This is a genomic window from Bacillus cereus group sp. Bc010, from assembly GCF_027716745.1.
Lineage (GTDB): Bacteria > Bacillota > Bacilli > Bacillales > Bacillaceae_G > Bacillus_A > Bacillus_A pacificus.
This window is the reverse complement of the sequence record NZ_JAQFUY010000054.1, coordinates 1-19,725: the sequence shown is the minus strand read 5'-3', so window position 1 is coordinate 19,725 and position 19,725 is coordinate 1. Positions and strand designations below refer to the sequence as shown.

Genomic DNA, 19,725 nt, shown 5'->3' with positions numbered 1-19,725 from the left:
CGAAAGAGTTAGAGAAGCCAGAAGTTACGGAGAAGCCGGAAATTCATGTAAAACCAGAAGAAGAGCAAGTTGAAGAAGAAACAACAGAAGAAATAAAAGAAGAAAAACCGGAAGAACCAAAGGTGACAGAAGAGCCGAAAGAGCTAGAGAAACCAGAAGTTACGGAGAAGCCGGAAATTCATGTGAAACCAGAAGAAGAGAAAGTAGAAGAACCAAATAAGTCAGAAGTAAAAGAGCAGCCAAAAGTTTCAAACAAACCAGAGATTCAAGGTGAAGTAGAAGCAGAAAACAAACAAGATGTACAAAATAAAAATGAAGTATCATCTAGTAAAGAAAGTAATAAGCAATCAAAATTACTTCCTCAAACAGGTGGAGCGGCAGCGGAATCTACTTCCATTCTTGCAGGTATGTTCGCATTAATTTTGGGAGCGATCATGTTTAGACGCCAAAAAAATTAATGGATGTGAGAGCATTAATTTTTTATGTTTTTAGTTTGGGAACAAATGTATAGAAAAAAGCGGAGACGATAAGTCTCCGCTTTTTATATTATTTACGTGAAAATCCTTCTTCATCAAGGTATTCCGCAGCTTCTGGATAAGAGTTGAATGTACCGTCTAAATTTACACCAGCGTACACGTTCCACATATCGTCCTCTGAGATAAGAGTAAGGATATGACCGTCTTCGTTCTGCCATTCTTCTTCTTTTGCAGGTTCTGCAGGAACTACGATTTCTTCTTGTGATAATAGTTCAATTGATTGCTCAATTACTGAGCGTAACTCATCTGCTGAAAATTCACGGATGTTAACCATACCTTTATCATCCGTTTTGTAACCTTTAATACCACTTGCATATACAAATCCGTTTCCATTTGGATGTAAATGATATACAACGTTCTTTTTATCTAAACGACTTTCTTCAAAGTGAAAGTTCACACGTTTTAATGATACGTTTTTTCTTTCTAATTCTGGGAAAGATTCAATGATCGATAATTTTTCTTCAAAAGTTAGCATAGTGCCTCCAAATATATAATAAAAGATTTAATTTATCTATTATAGCACAGTTACAATGGTTTCCAAAGATGCGATAGGTACTTGTAATTGAATGCGTTTACGTCACGATACTGTAAAAAGTGGACTAACGAATGTATCTATTTAGGTGTACAATGGAAAATGGACTTTATACAAAGGTGGTTATTATATGTTTCAAAAAATAGCAAAGGAATGTTTAGCAGGTTTTACTGTTGCGATCGTTGCGTTGCCACTTGCCATTGCATTTGGTATTGCTGCAACGGGAACGTCTGAGGGAGCACTAGTCGGATTGTATGGTGCAATTTTTGCAGGCTTATTTGCGGCGTTATTTGGTGGTACACCTGGGCAGGTTACGGGACCAACTGGACCGATTACGGTTATTGCAACAGGGGTTATTGCGACGCACGGATTAGAGGCGAGTTTTATAGCATTTATGATGGCGGGACTGTTTCAAATTTTATTCGGTGTATGTAAGCTGGGATCTTACGTGCGGTACATTCCGTATCCTGTCGTTTCAGGATTTATGAACGGAATCGCATTAATTATTATTTTAGGTGAAATGAAGCATGTGCAAAATAGTTTTCTACTCGTCGTATTAACGATTATTGTCATGATTGTTTCTGGAAAGTGGATTAAGGCAATCCCATCTAGTTTAGTCGCATTAGTAGGTGTGACAGCTATGCTTCCTTTATTTTCTTCTGCGTTAGAAGGGCTTACAGTGAGGTTACCGGTTATCGGAAATTTGTCATTAAATAAGGTGATTGAAAAGATTGGGACGATTCCAGAAGCGATGCCAACGCTTCATATTCCATCTTTAAGTGGAACAGGCGTAGCAGAACTTGTTTTACCAGCGCTTAGTATTGCTTTATTAGGATCGATTGACTCGTTGTTAACATCGGTCGTAATGGATAACGTGACGGGGACACGTCATAAAAGTAATAAAGAACTGGTCGGACAAGGTATCGGTAATGTGATGAGCGGATTGTTTGGCGGATTAGCAGGGGCAGGTGCGACTGTACGATCTATCGTTAATATAAGAAGTGGCGGTAAAACGGCGCTTTCAGCAAGTATGCATAGTGTTATATTATTTATTTTCATTATGGGACTTGGATCAGTCGTACAATACATTCCACTTGCTGTATTATCAGGTATTTTAATTTTAACTGGTATTGGCATGTTTGATTGGGAGAGCATGAAGAAAATGCATGTAGCGCCAAAGGGCGATGTCGTTGTTATGCTCGTAACGATGATTGTCACAGTGAAGTTTGATTTAATGATCGCGGTTGCGTTCGGTATTATTCTTTCATTCATTATATACATGGTGAAATGTAAAGAACGTAAAGCTTCTATTGTAAAAGAAAAGGAAGCAACATATAAAATTAAGGGCTCACTTTCGTTTTTAACAGTGGATCGTGTTTTTTATGCTTTACAAGACGTAAAATCTCCGGTTGTTTTACGTATGAAAGATGCACGCTATATGGATGTATCAGGAGCTATGGCGTTATTGAATTTCATTGAGCAGTCGGATAAATCAGGATTGAGTGTGACGCTAGAGCAAGTGCCTGTTCATATTAAAAAGACGTTAGTAGCGATGGCGAGTAATGAGCAGAAAGATAAATTACTATTTGTAAAAACGGAAACTATATGAAGAGACACCCTTATATAAGGGTGTTTTTGTTGTTTTTAACATCTGTATATCAAGATGTTATACGTCTGTTGACATATATTCATCTTAGCAGTATAGTAACATTTTAGATTAGCAGTATGCTATCGTAATAAGTGTAAGAATTTTAAGATTTCTTTCCGATAAAAAGAAATCGCTTTAAGCTGGAGGGAATATTTGATGTACAAACAGTTACCACATGGAGTAAAAATTGGGATTACACGTTCAATCATTGCTTCTTTTGAGAAGTATATGAAGGAAATTGAATGGAACGAAGAAAAGTTTGATATACAACAATTTGTTGAACAGTGGAAACAATATTTATATACAAAATCAACTTGGATTAATAAAGTAGATGACAAGTTGAAAGAACATCCAGATTTCCATCAAGCGTTAGCAGTAAAAGTGAACGAAAAAATTAACGAGCTTATTAATGAAGAGCCGACTGAAGAGCAATTAAAAATTTTAAAAGATCACGAAATACACAATATAAATGATTTTTGTAAGTTGGAAGCAGCGTATCATATTGAATGTTTGTAGTTGAATTACATAACATTTTACATAAAAAACAAGTCGTATAGGAAAGAAAATACGACTTGTTTTTATTTTGCTTTATTTTGGAACAAATGCAGTCCATGTTGATAAATCAATATCTTGTTGAGCTACTACAGTTGTCGGGAAGGTAAATGTCCATGGTTTTGTTGAATTTGCTTTTATTTCAAAGTTTTTCAGATTAAAGCTACCTGTTGCAATGATGTTTCCAGTTGCATCTGAGATGTGAAGAGGCAGCTGTTCTATTGTAATATTTCGGTTGTGGCCATTACGTAATAAGATGGTTGTATGTAAACCATTATTTTCTGCTAGACGAGCTTGTAATCCTAAGAAATTAAGTTCATTTTCTTTAGGAGGTGTTAGGCCTGCAACGATTTCTTTTAATTTTTCTTTCGCGGAATCTGCTAGTTGTGCTGCCCAAACAGGATCCAAATCTAAAGTATGTCCTTTATCAAATTCAAATGCTAATTGCCAATCTTCAGCAGATAATTTAGCATCCGTCATTGTAGATTCTTCAAAGGTAAATGTCCATGGCATATTCACATTTGAAGGGATATTTTCTAAGTTTGATAGATCAAATGTTTTACGTGCACAAATCTCATCGTCTTTATTTAATAGCAATAAAGTAATTGTTTCGAACGAAATAGGTTGCGTGACACTATTTCGAATGAATGTTGTAATGTAATACGTGTGATCACGTCGTTCAGCTTCAATACCAGCCAATGAAATTTGATTTTCTTGTAAGCTAGGTAATGACTTATGTAAAAATTGATAAATATATTTTTGTTCTTGCGCAACCTCGCCCCATGAAGGATGGAAGTAAAGCGTAGGTTTTACGTTTTTATTTTTCGGTGTAGTTTCTTCTCCGCCTAGTAGTTGAGAACTAGAAACGACAGTATCTTTTCCCTTTTTCTTTCCTCTTTTTAAAAATGATAACATGTAATTCACCTCATTATACATTTTGTGGAACTTTTAAGTATCGTGCAAGATATAAAACCATTTCTTTCTCGAAATGACTATATGTTTGTAAGAAAATTTCAAGAGCTTCTTTTTGATAAAGGCGTATTGGGTCTTCTTGTTGATATTGTCTTAGTCCAATACCTTCTTTTAAATGTTGCATTGCACTTAAGTGATTTGTCCAATTTGAATCAAGGAAGTGTAGACCTAATTGACGTAATGCTTGTTGTGCACCCGTATTATTTTCTAAAGCTTTCACACGCTCTACATAATTTGAAATACTATCCTTTAACAAAATATGTAAATCCTCGATAGAGTGGACATTATTTGCTGATAATGAAGGGATTTCCTCGTTTGATAATAAGGCTTCTATCTCTTCTGTTAAACTTGCATAATCCCATTCTTCTGGAAGCATACCTTCTATTAAATACCTTTGTGCCACTGCATCTACCGCATGTTCAATCATTGGAATGATAGTCTCTATCATATTTACTTCTTCGTTTAAAAGGTTATTACGAAGTTTGTAAACTACATTTCGTTGGTCGTTTATGACATCATCTAATTTCAAGTTGTATTCACGCATTGAAAAATGACTGCCTTCACAAATTAATTGTGTACGGTTTATTAAATCATAAATTTTATTGTTTAGAATTAAACCGTTCTCATCAATTTTAAGTGACTTTTTTAACTTCTCGACATCTTCACCTGCGTAGCGTTGTATCATTTCATCTTCTAATGAAAGAAAGAATTGGGAACTTCCGGGATCGCCTTGTCGGCCAGCTCGCCCTTTTAACTGATTATCAACGCGGCGAGATTCGTGTCTTTCTGTTCCGATTACATGTAAACCGCCAAGTTCATGCACACCTTTTTCTAATAAAATGTCTGTTCCACGTCCTGCCATATTTGTAGCAATTGTAATTTTCCCTTTTTTTCCGGCTAGGGCAATTAAATCAGCTTCTTGCTCAGCACTTTTTGCATTTAATAGTTGATAAGGCAAATTTGCTTCATCCAAGTAACGTGCAACTGCTTCTGATTGAAGGATGGACATCGTACCAATTAAAATAGGGCGTTCTTTCTTATGTATATTCATTACTTCTGCACAGACAGCTTTATATTTTGCGTCGGCTGTTACATATACGACGTCTTTTTTATCTTCACGAAGTATAGGACGATTCGTTGGAATTGAAATAACTTCCATATTGTATACGCGGTTAAATTCTTTCTCCTCTGTTTTTGCAGTACCTGTCATACCGGATAAAGCTGGATACATACGGAAGAAGTTTTGAATAGTAATAGATGCTTGTGTTTGATTCTCGTCTGTAATCGGTAAACCTTCTTTTGCCTCCAGTGCTTGATGCAACCCATCGCTTAAAGAGCGGCCATCCATAATACGTCCTGTGAAAATATCAACAAGCATAATTTTTTCGTCTTCGACAATATAATCGACGTCTAGTTGGAAAGCTACATGTGCGCGTAATGCTTGAATCATATAATGATATAAAGTTTGATGCTCTAGATCATATAAGTTATCAATATCAAATAAATCTTCAATTTTTGTAATTCCATCTTCTGTAAAGTTACATGCTTTTGTTTCCGCATCGTAAGTGTAATGCAAAGTGTCTTGGAACGTTTTCATTACCTTTGCACATAAATGATGGAAATCGGAGCTGCTTGATTTTTTCCCAGCGATAATAAGCGGGGTTTTAGCCTCGTCAATTAAAACGCTATCAATCTCATCAATAATTGCAAAGTGAAATGGGCGCTGTACTTGTTCGGCTTTAGATGATGCCATATTATCACGAAGATAATCGAAACCAAACTCAGTACCGATTCCGTATGTAATATCAGCTTCATAAGCGCGTTTTTTATCGATAGATTTCATTTGTGACATATTTAATCCAACTGTTAATCCAAGAAACTCATGAACTCGTCCAATTAATTTCTTATCACGCTTTGCTAAATAATCATTTACTGTAATAACGTGAACGCCTTTTTTTTCGAGAGCACGTACGTAAGTAGGTAAAGAAGAAACGAGAGTTTTTCCTTCTCCTGTAGGCATTTCAGCAATATTTCCTTCTAGTAATACAAGACCACCGATTAACTGTACATCGTAGTGACGAAGGCCAAGTACTCGTTTTGCAGCCTCTCGAACGACAGCAAATGCTTCTACCTTTATATCTTCAACTGTTTTTCCGTTTTGTAACATATGCTGGAAAGTGACAGTTTTTTGACGTAATTCATCATCTGATAATGTTTCCATTACAGATTCTAATTGATTAATATCATTCACAATTTGTTCATAATTTTTAATCTTTCTTTTTTGTGAATCTCCCAATAGTTTCTTGACCGAATTCAGCATTCTTGTAACACTCCTCTTACTGACAATAGATACATTATAGCATAGTTATACTAGAAAAAAGTAGAAATGGAAAGTGGTAGGGGATGTGTGTAAAAGAGTTATGTGAGTAAGGATACTTTTGTTTTGTTGTAAAAAAGAAAGTATTCAATATATAAGAAATTTGGTATGATGATTTAATGAGATAGAATATGGTCTCTATAATTCAAAACAATACGCTTAAGAATATATGTATAAAAGAAAAGAGAAGGTACATGAATAAGAAGTTTGTAAAAGGTGCAGCAATTTTAACAATTACAACTTTTTTGTCGAAATTGCTTGGTAGTTTTTTTCAAATTCCGTTACAAAATATTGCAGGAGATGAAGTACTTGGTATTTTTCGCCTTGTATTTCCTGTATATATGATTGCCCTTACCTTATCAGTAGCTGGTGTCCCATTGGCAATTTCAAAATTGATTGCAGAGTTGAATGAAAAAAATAAGCAGAAAGAAATTGCGAAATTATTTAAATCGGCATCAATTATAGGGATGGTATTTGGAACATTTGGATGTCTAGTGATCGTGTTATTTTCTACTGAAATTGCAAGTATGCTTGGTGGACAAGAAACGAGGGTGCCCTTACTGGTTACGTCATTGGCTTTACTCGTTGCACCATATATGGCAGTTTATCGAGGGTATTTTCAAGGATTCGGTGATATGAAGCCGACAGGGATATCACAAGTCATTGAGCAATTTGTACGAGTATTTTTTATGTTAATCATCGCTTATATATTAGTATATTGGAATGAAAGTAGTACTATCATTACTAGTGGGGCCATGGTTGGATCTTTTCTTGGGGTAATAAGTTCACTTATATATTTACGTATGACGTACAATAAAAGTTCATACCGATATAAGAGCAACTCGTATTCACTACAAGATTTGAAAAAAGATGGAAAGAAAATATTGCAAGTATCTATTCCGATTGCTATTGGAGCTTTATCCATGCCGCTTTTAAATTTGGTGGATTCGCTAACAGTACCGCACGTGCTGCAAGGATCGTCAGCCGAAATTCAATCGCAATTTGGTATATATAGCCGCGGTTCTGCATTTACACAATTAATTGTTGTTTTCGCAAGCGCAATTGTATTTCCATTAATACCATTATTAACGTCTGCACTAGCAAAAAAAGATATGAATTTAGCAAAAATGACAGTCCAAAATACGAACTCACTTATGCATGTGCTAACAGCCCCGTTAACAATCTGGTTAATTGCATTAGCGGTTCCGTTAAATGTGGGATTGTTTACAGATGCGAAAGGAAGCAGTATGTTAGCTGTCATGATTGGTAGTTCGTATTTCACATCGGTTATGGTATTATCAATAGGAGTTTTACAAGGAATTAACCGCTCTGCCCAAGCTGCGTGGATTGTTATCGGTGCAAGTTTTGTGAAATGTTTATTAAACATAGTATTAACAAAAAAGTTTGGTATAGATGGAGCGGCGTATAGTACATTGATTATATATGTGTTAATCTGTATCGTAAATCATCTGTACATTCGAAAATATCTTTCCTATTCTGTTCACATAGGAAGATTTTTTATTGTAATAGGTGTATCTTGTATTTTAGGATTCGGACTATATGAACTATCTACTATAATAGATGTTACATCTTCAAGAATTATTGCGTTATTATATAGTGGCGTAGCACTTGCTATTGCAATCATTTTGTATGCGGTATGTGCTTTGAAATTAAACTGGATATCAAAAAAACAAATACCATTTTTGAAAAAATAAATATAGAACTACGAAATGTAAGGATTGGAATTCGGACGGGCTTATTGTGATGATGCTTTTTTAGGTAAGGAGTTGGTGCCAATAATGGATGAAATGGTTGGTTACCAAATGTTGGAGGAGATTAAGAGTGCGGTTAGTTTTATCAGGATATTATGGTTTTTATAACGTTGGAGACGAAGCTATTCTACAATCGATTATTGAATCGTTACATAAAGAGAATCCGAATATTGAACTCGTTGTGCTGTCAAATGACCCTGACTATACAAGGAAAATGTACGGAGTAGAAGCGGTGGATCGTTGGAGTATCAAATCGGTTTATGATGCAATAAAAAAAAGTGACGGACTTATTAGTGGCGGAGGGAGCCTCCTCCAAGATAAAACGAGTGTAAAAAGTATTTTATATTATACGGGTATTATGGGGTTTGCTCGTATATTAAAAAAACCGTATTACATTTATTCACAAGGAATAGGTCCGATTACAAAAAGGCATAATCGACTATTAGTGAAATGGCATTTGTCGAAAGCGACATATATATCAGTTCGAGATGAGGATTCATTTTTATACTTAAAGGAACTTGGCATGAAAAGGGATATTGAACTTGTTCCAGATCCAGTTTTAACATGGAAACGAAAAAAACAATCAGATTGGCTACAAAAACATTCTTTGCATGGGAAAATAATTGCAGTGAGTGTGCGTCACTGGAATGCAAAAGAAGATTATATAAAAAAGTTAGCGATGGCTTTAAAAAAATTAAAGCAAGAAGGATACCAAATTTTATTTGTCCCGATGCATGGTCCGTTTGATCAAAATGCTTCGCGTGATGTAGTGGATTTAATGGGAGAAGAGACGTATATGCTTCCATATAAAATGGATATTGATGAAAAAATATCTATTTTATCAGAGTGTTCTCTTTTAATTGGTATGCGTCTTCACGCCCTTATTTTTTCGGCTGTCGCGAAAACACCGATGGTTGGAATTTCATACGATCCAAAAATCGATTCATTTTTAAGACAAGTGAATCAACCGGTTATAGGAAGTGTGGATGGAGACTGGAGTGCAGAAGATCTATATAAAATTGCGAAGAGGCAAGTGATGCAATATGAAGAGATACAGCAATCTCTGCAAAGAAGAGTAGATGAGCTGCAACTGCAAGGAGAAAAAGCGGCTAAGAAAATTATTTATCATATAGAAAAAAACACTCTACAGAAAAAGTAGAGTGTTTTTTGTTAGTGTATTTCTTTACGCTCTGAATCTTTCTTTTATATATTGTGTAACGAGATAGACACCGTAACCTTGTATGATCATAAACGTCGGGATGATAAAGTAGCGATAGCGCGATTGAATTTCAATGAAGAAGTGCACGCCTGCGTAACCTAAAATTAATAATGAGAAGAACAGTAACGTTTTATTTCGTTGTTCTTTTAGCGTTTTGATAGAAGCTATGCAAGCGAATATGCAAATGCTTACGTAATATAATTTTTCTAACGTCCACAGTAATTTTGATAATTCGGGTTTTGGATGTCCTTCTAGTCCCCAATAAATGGCTGCGTCATAATCTCCCCACATAATTTTAAATTTATCTTTGAATAACAATAATAGTTGTCCTTTATCAGAAGTTCTTTCTTTAATGAGCTGTTTTTCAATTTCGAAACGTTCCTCTCCAATCGGATATTGAAAAACAAGTTTATGGTCAGGGAAAGAAAATCCACCTGTTGTTTCAGGGTTGAATCCAACTACAAATTTCCAATAAGTGTCTCGACTAGATAATGGATATTGTGTAACCCCTGTAGCAATTAATGAATAGCTAAAGATGAAATGCACGATATAATAAATGCCAATCATACCAATGAGCTTTGATACAACCATTTTTTTATTCAGTTTCTTATCACCAATTATATGAGTGATAAGTAAGAAAAGAATGAGAGCTAGTAAAATAACAATACCAATTGGTCTCATAATATCGCCAAATGCAATAAGAATACTAACAAATATCCACGTATATGAATGCGAGATTCCTTTTTTTACGAGAAGATAAAAACCACCGTAGAATAGAAATGTTGCGAGATGCTGATTTGTTAGTACAGAAGTCATCATAATGTTAGGAATGTACGTTGCGAAAATAAGTGCGGCAACTCTACCGCCAAATTCGTTAAATAGATGTGTAGCTATGCGATATATAAAGTACGTGATACCAGTGCAGTATAGTATGTTTAATAATTTAATTGCTAGTACACCTTCGCCAAACAATTTGATCACACCAGCTTGGTACATTGTAAAGCCTAATTGATATACCCAAGTAGTAAAATATGCTTTGTCCGCGAATGAGAAATTGTTATTTGCAGCATCAACGGCGCCGTTATACATTTGTGCGAAATCTTGTACGACATTTGTTTGAACTGTTAACACCCATGCAAGACGGAGTGTGAATACTAGTAGACAAATAAATATGATAAATTGTGTTTGAGTGAAAAACCGATTCACGATGATAGACATGAATATGATCCCGATTAGAATGACTATAAGTGCCACTATAAGGAAATAGGGATGATCGTACTTCGGTTCAGTTATTAAAAATTGCAATGAGTATATAAGAGTCATTACAAAAAATAACAATGTTAATATTTGCAGTGCTTTAAATGCAAATGCATATAATCTAGGCATAATGATCCTCCGTAGTATGTAATATCTTTGTAGTTATTTCTATATAAACAGAAATAACTACGTCATTATATCATAAAGGATTTCGCGGTTGTAAAAGGAATGGAGTTTATAGGAAGATTAGTAGGATATATAATATTTCAATATAATAAAATGTTTATTTTAAAAAGGTTGTATGCTAATTTTTGTTTATCATGTTTATATAATTAGTATATAATCGGTGTTGGAATGATAAATTCGTAGATTACGAGGAGGATTACATAACCGTGAAAAAATTTTCAAAAGGTATTACAGCAGTTGCATTAACGGGGGCATTCCTTTTAACGCCTATTTCAAGTTATGCAGCGAGTGATGATATTACAGGTCATCTATTTGAGCAGCATATGCGTACTCTTATTAATAAAGGAATCATGTCAGGGTATGGAAATAATGTATATTTACCTGACAAAGAGATAACGAGAGCAGAGTTTGCTACATTAGTAGCGAAAGCCCTGCAACTTCCGCAAGCAGATTCAAATTTTAATGATGTGCCAAAATCATATGGCTTATATGACGGCGTAAGTAGAGCATTCGGAGCGGGAATTATTAAAGGGCGTAGTCCTGAGACTTTTGCACCAAATGATGTGATTACACGTGAAGAAATGGCCGTAATGGTAAAACAGGCGCTAGATTATAAAAAGGTTAACGTAACTGTAAGTCCGCTTACATTTGCTGATACGAATCGTATTAACTATAAAGAACATGTACAAGTTATGGTAGCTACGGGGATTATTAAAGGTTATCCAGAAGATAATACGTTTAGACCGCATTTATCAGCGACAAGAGGTATGGCTTCAGCGATGCTGAACTTAATGCTTGATAAAATTGGTAACAGCGGAGGCGAAACGCCTGTAGAAACAAAGAATTATGTATTGTTAAATGACGCAGGGAAAATAGTAGAGCGTTACACTACATACAAAGAAGCTGTTACAGCTGCGCAAAATAAAGGCATCAATGCAGTGAAGTATGAAAATGAATACGTATGGATTAAAGATGGCTTTGCAAGTGCGAAGCAAATTTCTGGAGATACAATTAATGTGTACGGTGATAATTTACAAACAGTATATACGTACATTCAGTATGGAACGGAATTTAAAGTGTTAGAAGTTGGAGAAGATCGTGTGAAAGTACAACTCTCTGATTTAACAGGTTATGTAAAGAAAAATGAAGTCACGTTAATTCCTGAAAATGAAATGAAAAAGTCATCTTATTACGTAAAATCAGATGGATATTTATATCACAGATATTTCACATATAATACAAGTTCACCTGGATATACAGAATATAGATTTGGTGCAGCCCCTTCGTTCATGAAGCAGGGACAATCAATGTATAGTGTAGATGGAAAAACATTCGGAAATGAAACGTTTTACCAATATTTTAATTACGTATCATTACGTACGAAAACAGAGTACACGGCAGAACAGTTAGATAGTTATATAAAATCAGTTAAAGCAGATTCTCCATTAATCGGTTTAGGTGCGAAATTTAAAGAAGTAGAAAGCAAGTATAATGTAAATGCATTATTCCTATATTCATTAGCAGCTCATGAGAGTGATTTTGGGACAAGTAGGCTTGCACGAGAAAAAAATAATTTATTTGGCTTAAATGCAACAGATAATAGTCCGTTTGGTAACGGTCTAACATTTAATTCAAAAGAAGATTGTATTGAACATGCGGCAAAAGTATATATGAATGAAGGATATTTAAATCCAGGTCATTGGCGTTATACTGCAACATATACAGGTGATAAAGCTAGCGGTTTAAATATGAAATATGCATCTGATGCAAACTGGGGTAAAAAAGTAGCAGGGCATATGTTCCGTTTTGATTCGTACTTAGGTAAAAAAGAGTACAACAAATATAAACTTGCTCGTGTAACGAATAAGGTGGAAGCGAAAAAAGATCCTCGTACGTCGAATGAAAGACTGTATAACTTAGCGGCAAATAAAGTTGTTACGATTACAGGCGAAGAAATGATAAATGGACAAGCATGGGTTAAAATCATTTCTGATGATCCTGCTGTAAATGAAGCGTATGTTGTAAAAGAAAATGTAGAGTACGTAAAACACTAATAAAGAACAAATAAAAAGACTGATCGCCTAGATGATCAGTCTTTTTGTTTGTCGAATAAAAAATGCCATATAATAACATTCATATGAATGTAATACCAATTTATAGAAATTAATAACAAATAATTCGACAAAATAATAAAAATAAAGCGCGTTATTGTCGAAGGTTGTCGATAATTTTAAAAAGTATAAATTGTCATTTCATTTATATTATGTGCTATAATGCTATTTGTATATTAAATACAAACGATGTATATACGTTTACATATTAGAAAAGTTGATAAATATATAATTCGACAAACATTATAAATTTGTCGAATTATGCGATAAATAATTCTTTTAAAAAAAAGAATTATGACGTATTATATACATGGTTTAACTTTTTGGAAAAAGATAGTATTTATTATGGCTGATAAATTACTATTCTTCAAAAAGTGTTTGTAAATTAATATATGAATTTAGTAAATCACTAGTTTTTCAAATACATATTTCTAAAGCTAGTATTATATTTCTCAAGGAGGAAATAGATCAATGGCAAAAAATAAGTCTTTTAACAAATTAATGGCTGGTACAATGACAGCTGCAATGGTAGCAGGAGTAGTAGCACCAGTTGCTGCATCTGCATCTGAAAATGCATTCCCGGATGTTCAAAGTGGTCAATGGTATACAAAAGCAATCAACGAAATGGCAGCAAAAAAAATCATCTCAGGTATGGAGGACGGTACATTTGGTTTAGGTCAAGATGTAACTCGTGCTCAAGTAGCTACTTTCATGGTAAAAGCGAAAGACATTAAAACTGGTTCAACAAACACTCCATTTACAGATATAAATGAAAAAGATTGGTTTGCTCCATAAGTTTCAGCTGCTGAAGCTAACAAAATTATGGCTGGTTTAGGCGACAATAAATTCGGTCCAAACGAGAAGTTAACTCGTGCACAAATGGCACAGCTTCTTGTTAACGCATACGGATTCAAAGCTGATGCAAACAATAAAGTAACTTTCAATGATATCGATGGTTTATCTTGGGCCACTGCAAAATCTTCAATCGAGACTCTTGCAAGCTTAGGTCTTGTAACTGGTTACGGTGATGGCACATTCCAACCAAACAAAGTTGTATCTCGTGAGGAAGCTGCTCAGTTCATTTACAATGCAATGAACTACAAACAACCAGAAGCAAAAGTTGTTTCTGCAACTCCAATCAATGCTAAACAAGTAGAAGTTAAATTCGGTACTGAAGTTAACGTTGATACAAAAGATTTAGAAGCAGCTAAAAAATTATTCACTTTAGGTGATAAAGAACTAACTGCTGTTGAAGTTGCTAAAGATAACAAAACTGTTGTTTTAACTTTCAACGAAGTACACGGTATTGAAGATGCTGTATTAGTTGTAAACCCAATTGCAACAAAAGCTGATGCTAAAGTGAAAACTGCTAAGCACACGCAAGTAATTTCTTATAAAGATACAGTTCGTCCAACAGTTAAAGGTGTAGAGTATGTAAATACAAACACTGCTAAAATTATCTTCTCTGAGCCTGTTAAAAACCTTGGTAATGCAACTGGTACAAACGGTGTAGGTGAAGTGAAACTTGCAGAAGATGGAAAATCTGCAACAGTTGATTTAACAAGTGTTAAAGAAAACACTGAAGCTGTAGTAACAATCGTTGGTGCTACTGACTTTGCAGGTAACTTAATTTCTCCAAACCCAGTAAAAGTAAATGTGAAAAAACAAGCGATTGATAAAACTGCACCAACAGTAACTGGTGTAGAAGCTGTTGCTAACGATAAATTAAAAGTAACATTCTCTAAAGAATTTACAGCTGAAGCTTTAGAAGCTGGTATTAAAGTTAATAATGGTGCTGTAAAAGTAGAATTAGATAAAGAAGATAGCAAAGTAGCTTACGTTACTGCAAAATTAGTAGATGGTGTTAATACTATCGAAATTGCAAAAGAAACTACGGATAGCACTTTAACTCCATTTAAAGAAGCTTACTTAAAACAACTAGTTGTTTCAATTAAAGCAGAAGTAGCTCCAGAATTAGCTAAATCTGAAGTTGTAACTGAAAAAGGAAACCAATTCCTTGTTTTAACTTACAATAAAGAAGTAAAATCAGGTGAGTTAGCATTAAAAGGTGATTTATACAGCGATTATGTAACTTCTACAGGTATTGACTTTGTTGGTGCTGACAAAGTTAAGGTAGACGAAAAAGATAAAAAAGTTGTTAAAATCGACTTGAAAGATGTAAAAGCTGGTAAATGGACTGTAAAATTAGCAGACGGTTTCGTTAAAGATGCTGCTAAAGATACACTTGCAAGCAAAGCTAAAACAATTACTTTCGATGTAGCAGCAGCGAAAGATGAAGTGAACCCACTTGCTTATACAGTAAGCGTTAATAAAGACACTAATAAAGTGCTTGTTAACTTCGCTGGTAAAGTTGATGGAGCTTCAGCTACAAACGCAGCTAACTACGCTATTGAAGGTGCAGCAGTAGAAAAAGCAGTATTAACTTCTAATACTGAAGCAGCTGCTACAGTAGAACTTACATTAAAAGCTGATTCAGTAGAAGCTACTGGTAACTATGCTGTATCTGTAAACGGTGTTAAAGATAGCACGAAAACAGTAGAAGCAAAACCAGCTAAAGATGCTAACCTTGTAGTTACACTTACTGAAAACGTGGCTCCAAAAGTAGCAAAAGCTGAGCTTACAAATGGTAAAGATTTAGAACTTACTTTCAGTGAAGTTGTTAAAGATGAAACTGTTAATGCAGCTGACTTCATCGTTCTTCTTGACGGTAAAGATGTTACTAAAGAATTAGGAACAGACAAAAACATTACTGTGACAAAAGCAGGTGTTGATGGTTCTAAAGTTGTATTCACGTTCAGCCGTCCATTAGACAGCAAAGAACTTGCTAAAACACTTACAGTAAAACCTGGTAAAGACGGCGTTAAAGTTACTGACAGTAACAATAACAAACTAGCTGCTTTCGAAAGCATTATTGTTAAAAACATCATTAAGTAATATATAATGATAAAAAAGCGTTTCAAAGGTAGCTGAATAGCTACTTTTGAACGCTTTTTATTTTTTTCATTTATAGGAAAAGAAGGTGCTCCAAAAGCCAGTGTAACTGACTCTTTGGAGCACCTTCTCTTTGCTATTCAATTTCCAAATCAACGACCATATAAGCAAGTATGACAGTAAAGAAAATACTTACAGCAGGTGCTGTTAATACGTGGCCGGACATAAAGCCGATTCCGAGCGATAGGACGAGTGTGCTAGCTAGTAGCATGTGTTTTACGCTAAATAGTTTCTTGAAGTTTGTGATCAAGCGAATGAATATTTTTATACCGAAATAAAGAAGCGGCAGTAAATACATAAGGAAGCCGACAATTCCGAATGCAAAGAATAGGTCGTGGAAATCCATTTCGACTAGCTTCACTTTCGTTGTGTAGTTACCAGCGTAACCCATTCCAAAAAGTTTTTGTGAGAGCGGTGCTTCTTTATAGTATTGTTTGTATACTTTTAAGAATTTGTCCCGATCACTATAAATTAAACTCTTCACTTCAGAGTCTGTTAGTTCACCTTTTGCGTGTTTTTTTGCATCCTCTGGATCTTCTTTAATTACTTTTCCTTCTTTTTTATCTTGTTCTTCTTGTACTGATTTTTTGTATTCGTATATTTGCATGTGGATGCCCATATTTTTTGCGATAGGAGTATGCGGTGTAAGAACAATTAAACCTCCTAGTACAACTGCTGCAACGATGGTGTTTACAAGATATGTGAATCCTTTTTTTTCTTTTTTACGGTTTATCATATATTCAATGAACGAGAAGAAAAGTGCTACGCCTAATGTTAGCACAATTGCACCATATCCAACTTTTGTTCCGACCATAATACTTGCATACATCGCAAGTATTGTTGGGATCCAGTAATATATTTTCGAGAAAGAAGTTGTTTTATAAATCGAATATAAGACAACGATTGGGAACATAATCGCGAAGAGAGCACTTAAATCATTTCCAGCAAAGAACCAACCTCTTGAGCCAATTTTTGAGTGAGGATAGCTTGGGAAATCAGTGCCAGTTTGCATTGCGATAATCATTGTGATGCTTAAAATTAAAGTTGCATATAAGAAATATGTAATGATTTTATGAAACACATATTCTTTATTTTTTAGCTCTTTAAAGACGATAATATATCCAAACAGTAGCACAATTGGATATATGCTCTTTAAAATAAATTTAACTTCTTCTCCAAATGAAACTGGAGATTTAACCATCATATTATTTACAAGACCGATTGCCAGTGCAATTCCGAGTAAACATAAATAGAGAATGTACTTTTTCGCGCCTTGTTGTTTATGATGAAGAAGTAGATAACCTAATGCAAGAAGCATAAAGGCGAAACGGACTACGATTCCGACTGTTGCGCTCATGTGTAATACATAGATTGAAAAAGATGTTAATAAATCTAAAATTGGTTGAAACACGATGAATAGCAGTAGGAAATGCGGGAAGTAGTTATCCGTCTGTTTTAGCTTAGTAACCATATGTTCCTCCATTTCTTCATTCCTTTATTTCAGCACCCCTCTATATAATAGGAAGGGGAATGAATTTCTATATTTAATTTTTATATCAGACTTAAGAATACACCATTTCATTGTAATGGTAAATAGATGAAGAGCCGGGATAAACCGACTTTAATTTCTATATTTTTCAACGAAATTGTATGTTTTATGCAAGGCGATATACAAATTACGAGATTATTAGACAGAAAATTAAGAAAAAAGAAGGGTTTTTCACATCCTTTCTATAATTATATAAGTATAATCTTTGTGTAGAAAAGAGGGGTATATATAATGGAAGTAACAAGTAAAACAGAATCTGTCATTGTGAAATATGAAGGGCACGTTGCAACGGTTATGGTCAACCGCCCAGAGGTGTTAAATGCATTAGATGAGCCAACGTTAAAAGAGCTATTACAAAAATTGAAAGAAGTAGCGGAGAGTTCTGCACACATTGTTGTGTTATGCGGAAACGGCCGTGGTTTTTCTGCGGGTGGAGATATTAAATCGATGCTTTCAAGTAATGATGAAAGCAAGTTTGATGGTATTATGAATACTATTTCTGAAGTCGTTGTGACTTTATATACGATGCCGAAGCTTGTTATTAGTGCGATTCATGGACCAACTGCTGGTCTTGGATTAAGCATTGCGCTAACAGCTGACTATGTGATGGCAGATATATCATCCATTATTGCGATGAACTTTATTGGAATCGCTTTAATTCCAGATGGTGGCGGCCATTTCTTCCTTCAAAAACGCGTCGGTGAAAATATGACGAAGCAAATTATTTGGGAAGGAAAGAAATTATCGGCGAGCGAAGCGCTTGATATCGGTTTAATTGATGAAGTAATCGGCGAGGATTTCCAAACGGCTGTGAAGCAAAAAATTAGTGAATGGTCACAAAAGCCGATTAAAGCGATGGTTCAAACGAAGCAAATTTTATGTGAAGTAAATCGCTCCAATTTAGAACAAACGTTGCAACTTGAAAAACGCGGCCAATATGCAATGAGACAAACAGCGGATCATAAAGAAGGCATTGTTGCATTTTTAGAAAAACGTTTGCCAGCATTTAAAGGAGAATAAAGTGTAGTGGCAGTTTTACTGCCGGTTAATTTAGGATAAAGGGGAGAAAGTGCTAACACATTTTAGTATAATTGTGTTAGCACTTTTTTTAGGAGTAATGAATGAAGAAATTGATTGGTGTTATCGTTACTATTTTACTTACATATTATGCTTTGCATAGTACACCATCTCTTGCGGTACGGACTGCACTATTTTTTGAAGGGCATCCAATTGCTGCTTTCTCAGGTGAAGTGGAGAAAGAACGGGATGTGAAAAAAGAGGCGATTCCTGATGAGTACCAAACCTTATATGGAGAGAAGAAAGAAGAACCAGAGCATTATTTCTTTCCGGCAGTAAGGGCGCACGGATCAGGAATTGATATGTTAAGTGCTTGTGTGAAAAAAGAGTGGTTATTTTATAAGGCAGAGCTCGGCTGCTATTAAACATAGGAGGAAATAACAGTAAACAAAAATTTATAAAACACTCTAAAATTTTATAATTACGGGTTGCTTATTTTACAGAATTTAACATACAATATTTTTAGGTGACGAAAATGAAGAATTATATTTCAATTGGGAAAGCTGCAAACATATTAGGTAAAACACAACAAACTTTACGGAATTGGGATAAAGAAGGTGTTTTTATTGCGGATAGAACACATTGAAAAAAACGAAGAATCCGAATTAGTGGAAGATCTTATAGCAATCACAACCTCTTTTTCTGCAAAAATTCATGGGAAAAGAGGAGGTAGAAAATTAGAAAATGCAATAAAATCCGTATTAGAAAAGGGTGAAAAGGATGAAAACAACGCGGACTTGTAAGATCAATTCTATTACAAAAGAACAAATAGAAGATTTAATTTCTTTAATTCGCACCTTCGAAAGTGCAAAACGATATAGTCTTAATCGTTTAATTGAAGGAGAAAACGAGAAAGAATTGATTAAAAAACTACAACTTAAATATTTGTTAAACAAACGCTTTTGTGAAGATGCAGTTTTGCAAG

The 19,725-nt window shown here is 34.7% G+C and carries 14 protein-coding genes and 2 pseudogenes; 11 read left to right on the top strand and 5 right to left on the bottom strand.

Annotated features, from left to right (window positions below; translation table 11 throughout):
• Window positions 1–458: LPXTG cell wall anchor domain-containing protein (locus PDQ68_RS27200; protein WP_270787125.1), on the top strand; the 458-nt coding region annotated here is incomplete at its 5' end.
• An 88-nt stretch (window positions 459–546) separates the two neighbouring features.
• Here PDQ68_RS27200 and PDQ68_RS27195 read toward each other — a convergent pair.
• Window positions 547–1,011, bottom strand: coding sequence for a hypothetical protein (locus tag PDQ68_RS27195; protein ID WP_000955012.1), 465 nt, complete (start codon window positions 1,009–1,011; stop codon window positions 547–549).
• Between the two features lie 187 nt (window positions 1,012–1,198).
• Between PDQ68_RS27195 and PDQ68_RS27190 the strand changes: the two genes are divergently transcribed.
• Window positions 1,199–2,677: a SulP family inorganic anion transporter gene (locus tag PDQ68_RS27190; RefSeq protein ID WP_061183560.1), complete on the top strand. Its 1,479-nt coding sequence runs from the start codon at window positions 1,199–1,201 to the stop codon at window positions 2,675–2,677.
• A gap of 195 nt (window positions 2,678–2,872) precedes the next feature.
• A complete protein-coding gene (locus PDQ68_RS27185; protein WP_061183561.1) occupies window positions 2,873–3,232 on the top strand; it encodes a hypothetical protein in 360 nt (119 codons plus the stop codon).
• Between the two features lie 72 nt (window positions 3,233–3,304).
• On the opposite strand, the gene PDQ68_RS27180 is transcribed toward PDQ68_RS27185, so the two are convergent.
• Both PDQ68_RS27180 and secA2 read right to left on the bottom strand, forming a co-directional pair.
• A complete protein-coding gene (locus PDQ68_RS27180) occupies window positions 3,305–4,183 on the bottom strand; it encodes an accessory Sec system S-layer assembly protein (RefSeq protein ID WP_061183562.1) in 879 nt (292 codons plus the stop codon).
• A 13-nt stretch (window positions 4,184–4,196) separates the two neighbouring features.
• Window positions 4,197–6,560: an accessory Sec system translocase SecA2 gene (secA2, locus tag PDQ68_RS27175; protein ID WP_061183563.1), complete on the bottom strand. Its 2,364-nt coding sequence runs from the start codon at window positions 6,558–6,560 to the stop codon at window positions 4,197–4,199.
• Window positions 6,561–6,811: 251 nt separating this feature from the next.
• Here secA2 and PDQ68_RS27170 point away from each other — a divergent pair, with 251 nt between their 5' ends.
• Window positions 6,812–8,332, top strand: coding sequence for a putative polysaccharide biosynthesis protein (locus PDQ68_RS27170; protein ID WP_016716593.1), 1,521 nt, complete (start codon window positions 6,812–6,814; stop codon window positions 8,330–8,332).
• Window positions 8,333–8,459: 127 nt separating this feature from the next.
• Window positions 8,460–9,548 (top strand): polysaccharide pyruvyl transferase CsaB, encoded by a 1,089-nt coding sequence (gene csaB, locus PDQ68_RS27165; protein ID WP_016716594.1) that lies wholly within the window; start codon window positions 8,460–8,462, stop codon window positions 9,546–9,548.
• A gap of 24 nt (window positions 9,549–9,572) precedes the next feature.
• On the opposite strand, the gene PDQ68_RS27160 is transcribed toward csaB, so the two are convergent.
• Window positions 9,573–10,994 carry a glycosyltransferase family 39 protein gene (locus tag PDQ68_RS27160; RefSeq protein WP_065107681.1) on the bottom strand — a complete coding sequence of 474 codons (1,422 nt, stop codon included), beginning with the start codon at window positions 10,992–10,994 and terminating at the stop codon, window positions 9,573–9,575.
• 263 nt (window positions 10,995–11,257) lie between these two features.
• Here PDQ68_RS27160 and PDQ68_RS27155 point away from each other — a divergent pair, with 263 nt between their 5' ends.
• Window positions 11,258–13,105, top strand: a complete 1,848-nt coding sequence (locus tag PDQ68_RS27155; protein ID WP_016716596.1) for an S-layer homology domain-containing protein — start codon at window positions 11,258–11,260, stop codon at window positions 13,103–13,105.
• A 528-nt stretch (window positions 13,106–13,633) separates the two neighbouring features.
• Window positions 13,634–16,117 (top strand): annotated as a pseudogene (locus PDQ68_RS27140) (S-layer homology domain-containing protein).
• Window positions 16,118–16,250: 133 nt separating this feature from the next.
• On the opposite strand, the gene PDQ68_RS27135 reads toward PDQ68_RS27140, so the two are convergent.
• Entirely contained in the window at window positions 16,251–17,645 is a 1,395-nt protein-coding gene (locus tag PDQ68_RS27135; RefSeq protein ID WP_061183565.1) for an O-antigen ligase family protein, read from the bottom strand.
• Between the two features lie 309 nt (window positions 17,646–17,954).
• Here PDQ68_RS27135 and PDQ68_RS27130 point away from each other — a divergent pair, with 309 nt between their 5' ends.
• The 4 genes and pseudogenes from PDQ68_RS27130 to PDQ68_RS27115 all read left to right on the top strand — a co-directional run.
• A complete protein-coding gene (locus tag PDQ68_RS27130; protein ID WP_061183566.1) occupies window positions 17,955–18,743 on the top strand; it encodes an enoyl-CoA hydratase in 789 nt (262 codons plus the stop codon).
• A 101-nt stretch (window positions 18,744–18,844) separates the two neighbouring features.
• Window positions 18,845–19,165 carry a hypothetical protein gene (locus PDQ68_RS27125; protein ID WP_061183567.1) on the top strand — a complete coding sequence of 107 codons (321 nt, stop codon included), beginning with the start codon at window positions 18,845–18,847 and terminating at the stop codon, window positions 19,163–19,165.
• Window positions 19,166–19,275: 110 nt separating this feature from the next.
• Window positions 19,276–19,386, top strand: a complete 111-nt coding sequence (locus tag PDQ68_RS27120; RefSeq protein WP_061183568.1) for a MerR family transcriptional regulator — start codon at window positions 19,276–19,278, stop codon at window positions 19,384–19,386.
• A gap of 134 nt (window positions 19,387–19,520) precedes the next feature.
• Window positions 19,521–19,725, top strand: a pseudogene (locus PDQ68_RS27115) (hypothetical protein); the annotation flags it as partial.

Excerpts from the sequence above, each read along its gene's own strand:
- PDQ68_RS27195 (WP_000955012.1), bottom strand. The coding sequence starts at position 1,011 with ATGCTAACTTTTGAAGAAAAATTATCGATCATTGAATCTTTCCCAGAA.
- PDQ68_RS27190 (WP_061183560.1), top strand. The coding sequence starts at position 1,199 with ATGTTTCAAAAAATAGCAAAGGAATGTTTAGCAGGTTTTACTGTTGCG.
- PDQ68_RS27185 (WP_061183561.1), top strand. The coding sequence starts at position 2,873 with ATGTACAAACAGTTACCACATGGAGTAAAAATTGGGATTACACGTTCA.
- PDQ68_RS27180 (WP_061183562.1), bottom strand. The coding sequence starts at position 4,183 with ATGTTATCATTTTTAAAAAGAGGAAAGAAAAAGGGAAAAGATACTGTC.
- secA2 (WP_061183563.1), bottom strand. The coding sequence starts at position 6,560 with ATGCTGAATTCGGTCAAGAAACTATTGGGAGATTCACAAAAAAGAAAG.
- PDQ68_RS27170 (WP_016716593.1), top strand. The coding sequence starts at position 6,812 with ATGAATAAGAAGTTTGTAAAAGGTGCAGCAATTTTAACAATTACAACT.
- PDQ68_RS27160 (WP_065107681.1), bottom strand. The coding sequence starts at position 10,994 with ATGCCTAGATTATATGCATTTGCATTTAAAGCACTGCAAATATTAACA.
- PDQ68_RS27135 (WP_061183565.1), bottom strand. The coding sequence starts at position 17,645 with ATGGTTACTAAGCTAAAACAGACGGATAACTACTTCCCGCATTTCCTA.
- PDQ68_RS27130 (WP_061183566.1), top strand. The coding sequence starts at position 17,955 with ATGGAAGTAACAAGTAAAACAGAATCTGTCATTGTGAAATATGAAGGG.
- PDQ68_RS27125 (WP_061183567.1), top strand. The coding sequence starts at position 18,845 with ATGAAGAAATTGATTGGTGTTATCGTTACTATTTTACTTACATATTAT.
- PDQ68_RS27120 (WP_061183568.1), top strand. The coding sequence starts at position 19,276 with ATGAAGAATTATATTTCAATTGGGAAAGCTGCAAACATATTAGGTAAA.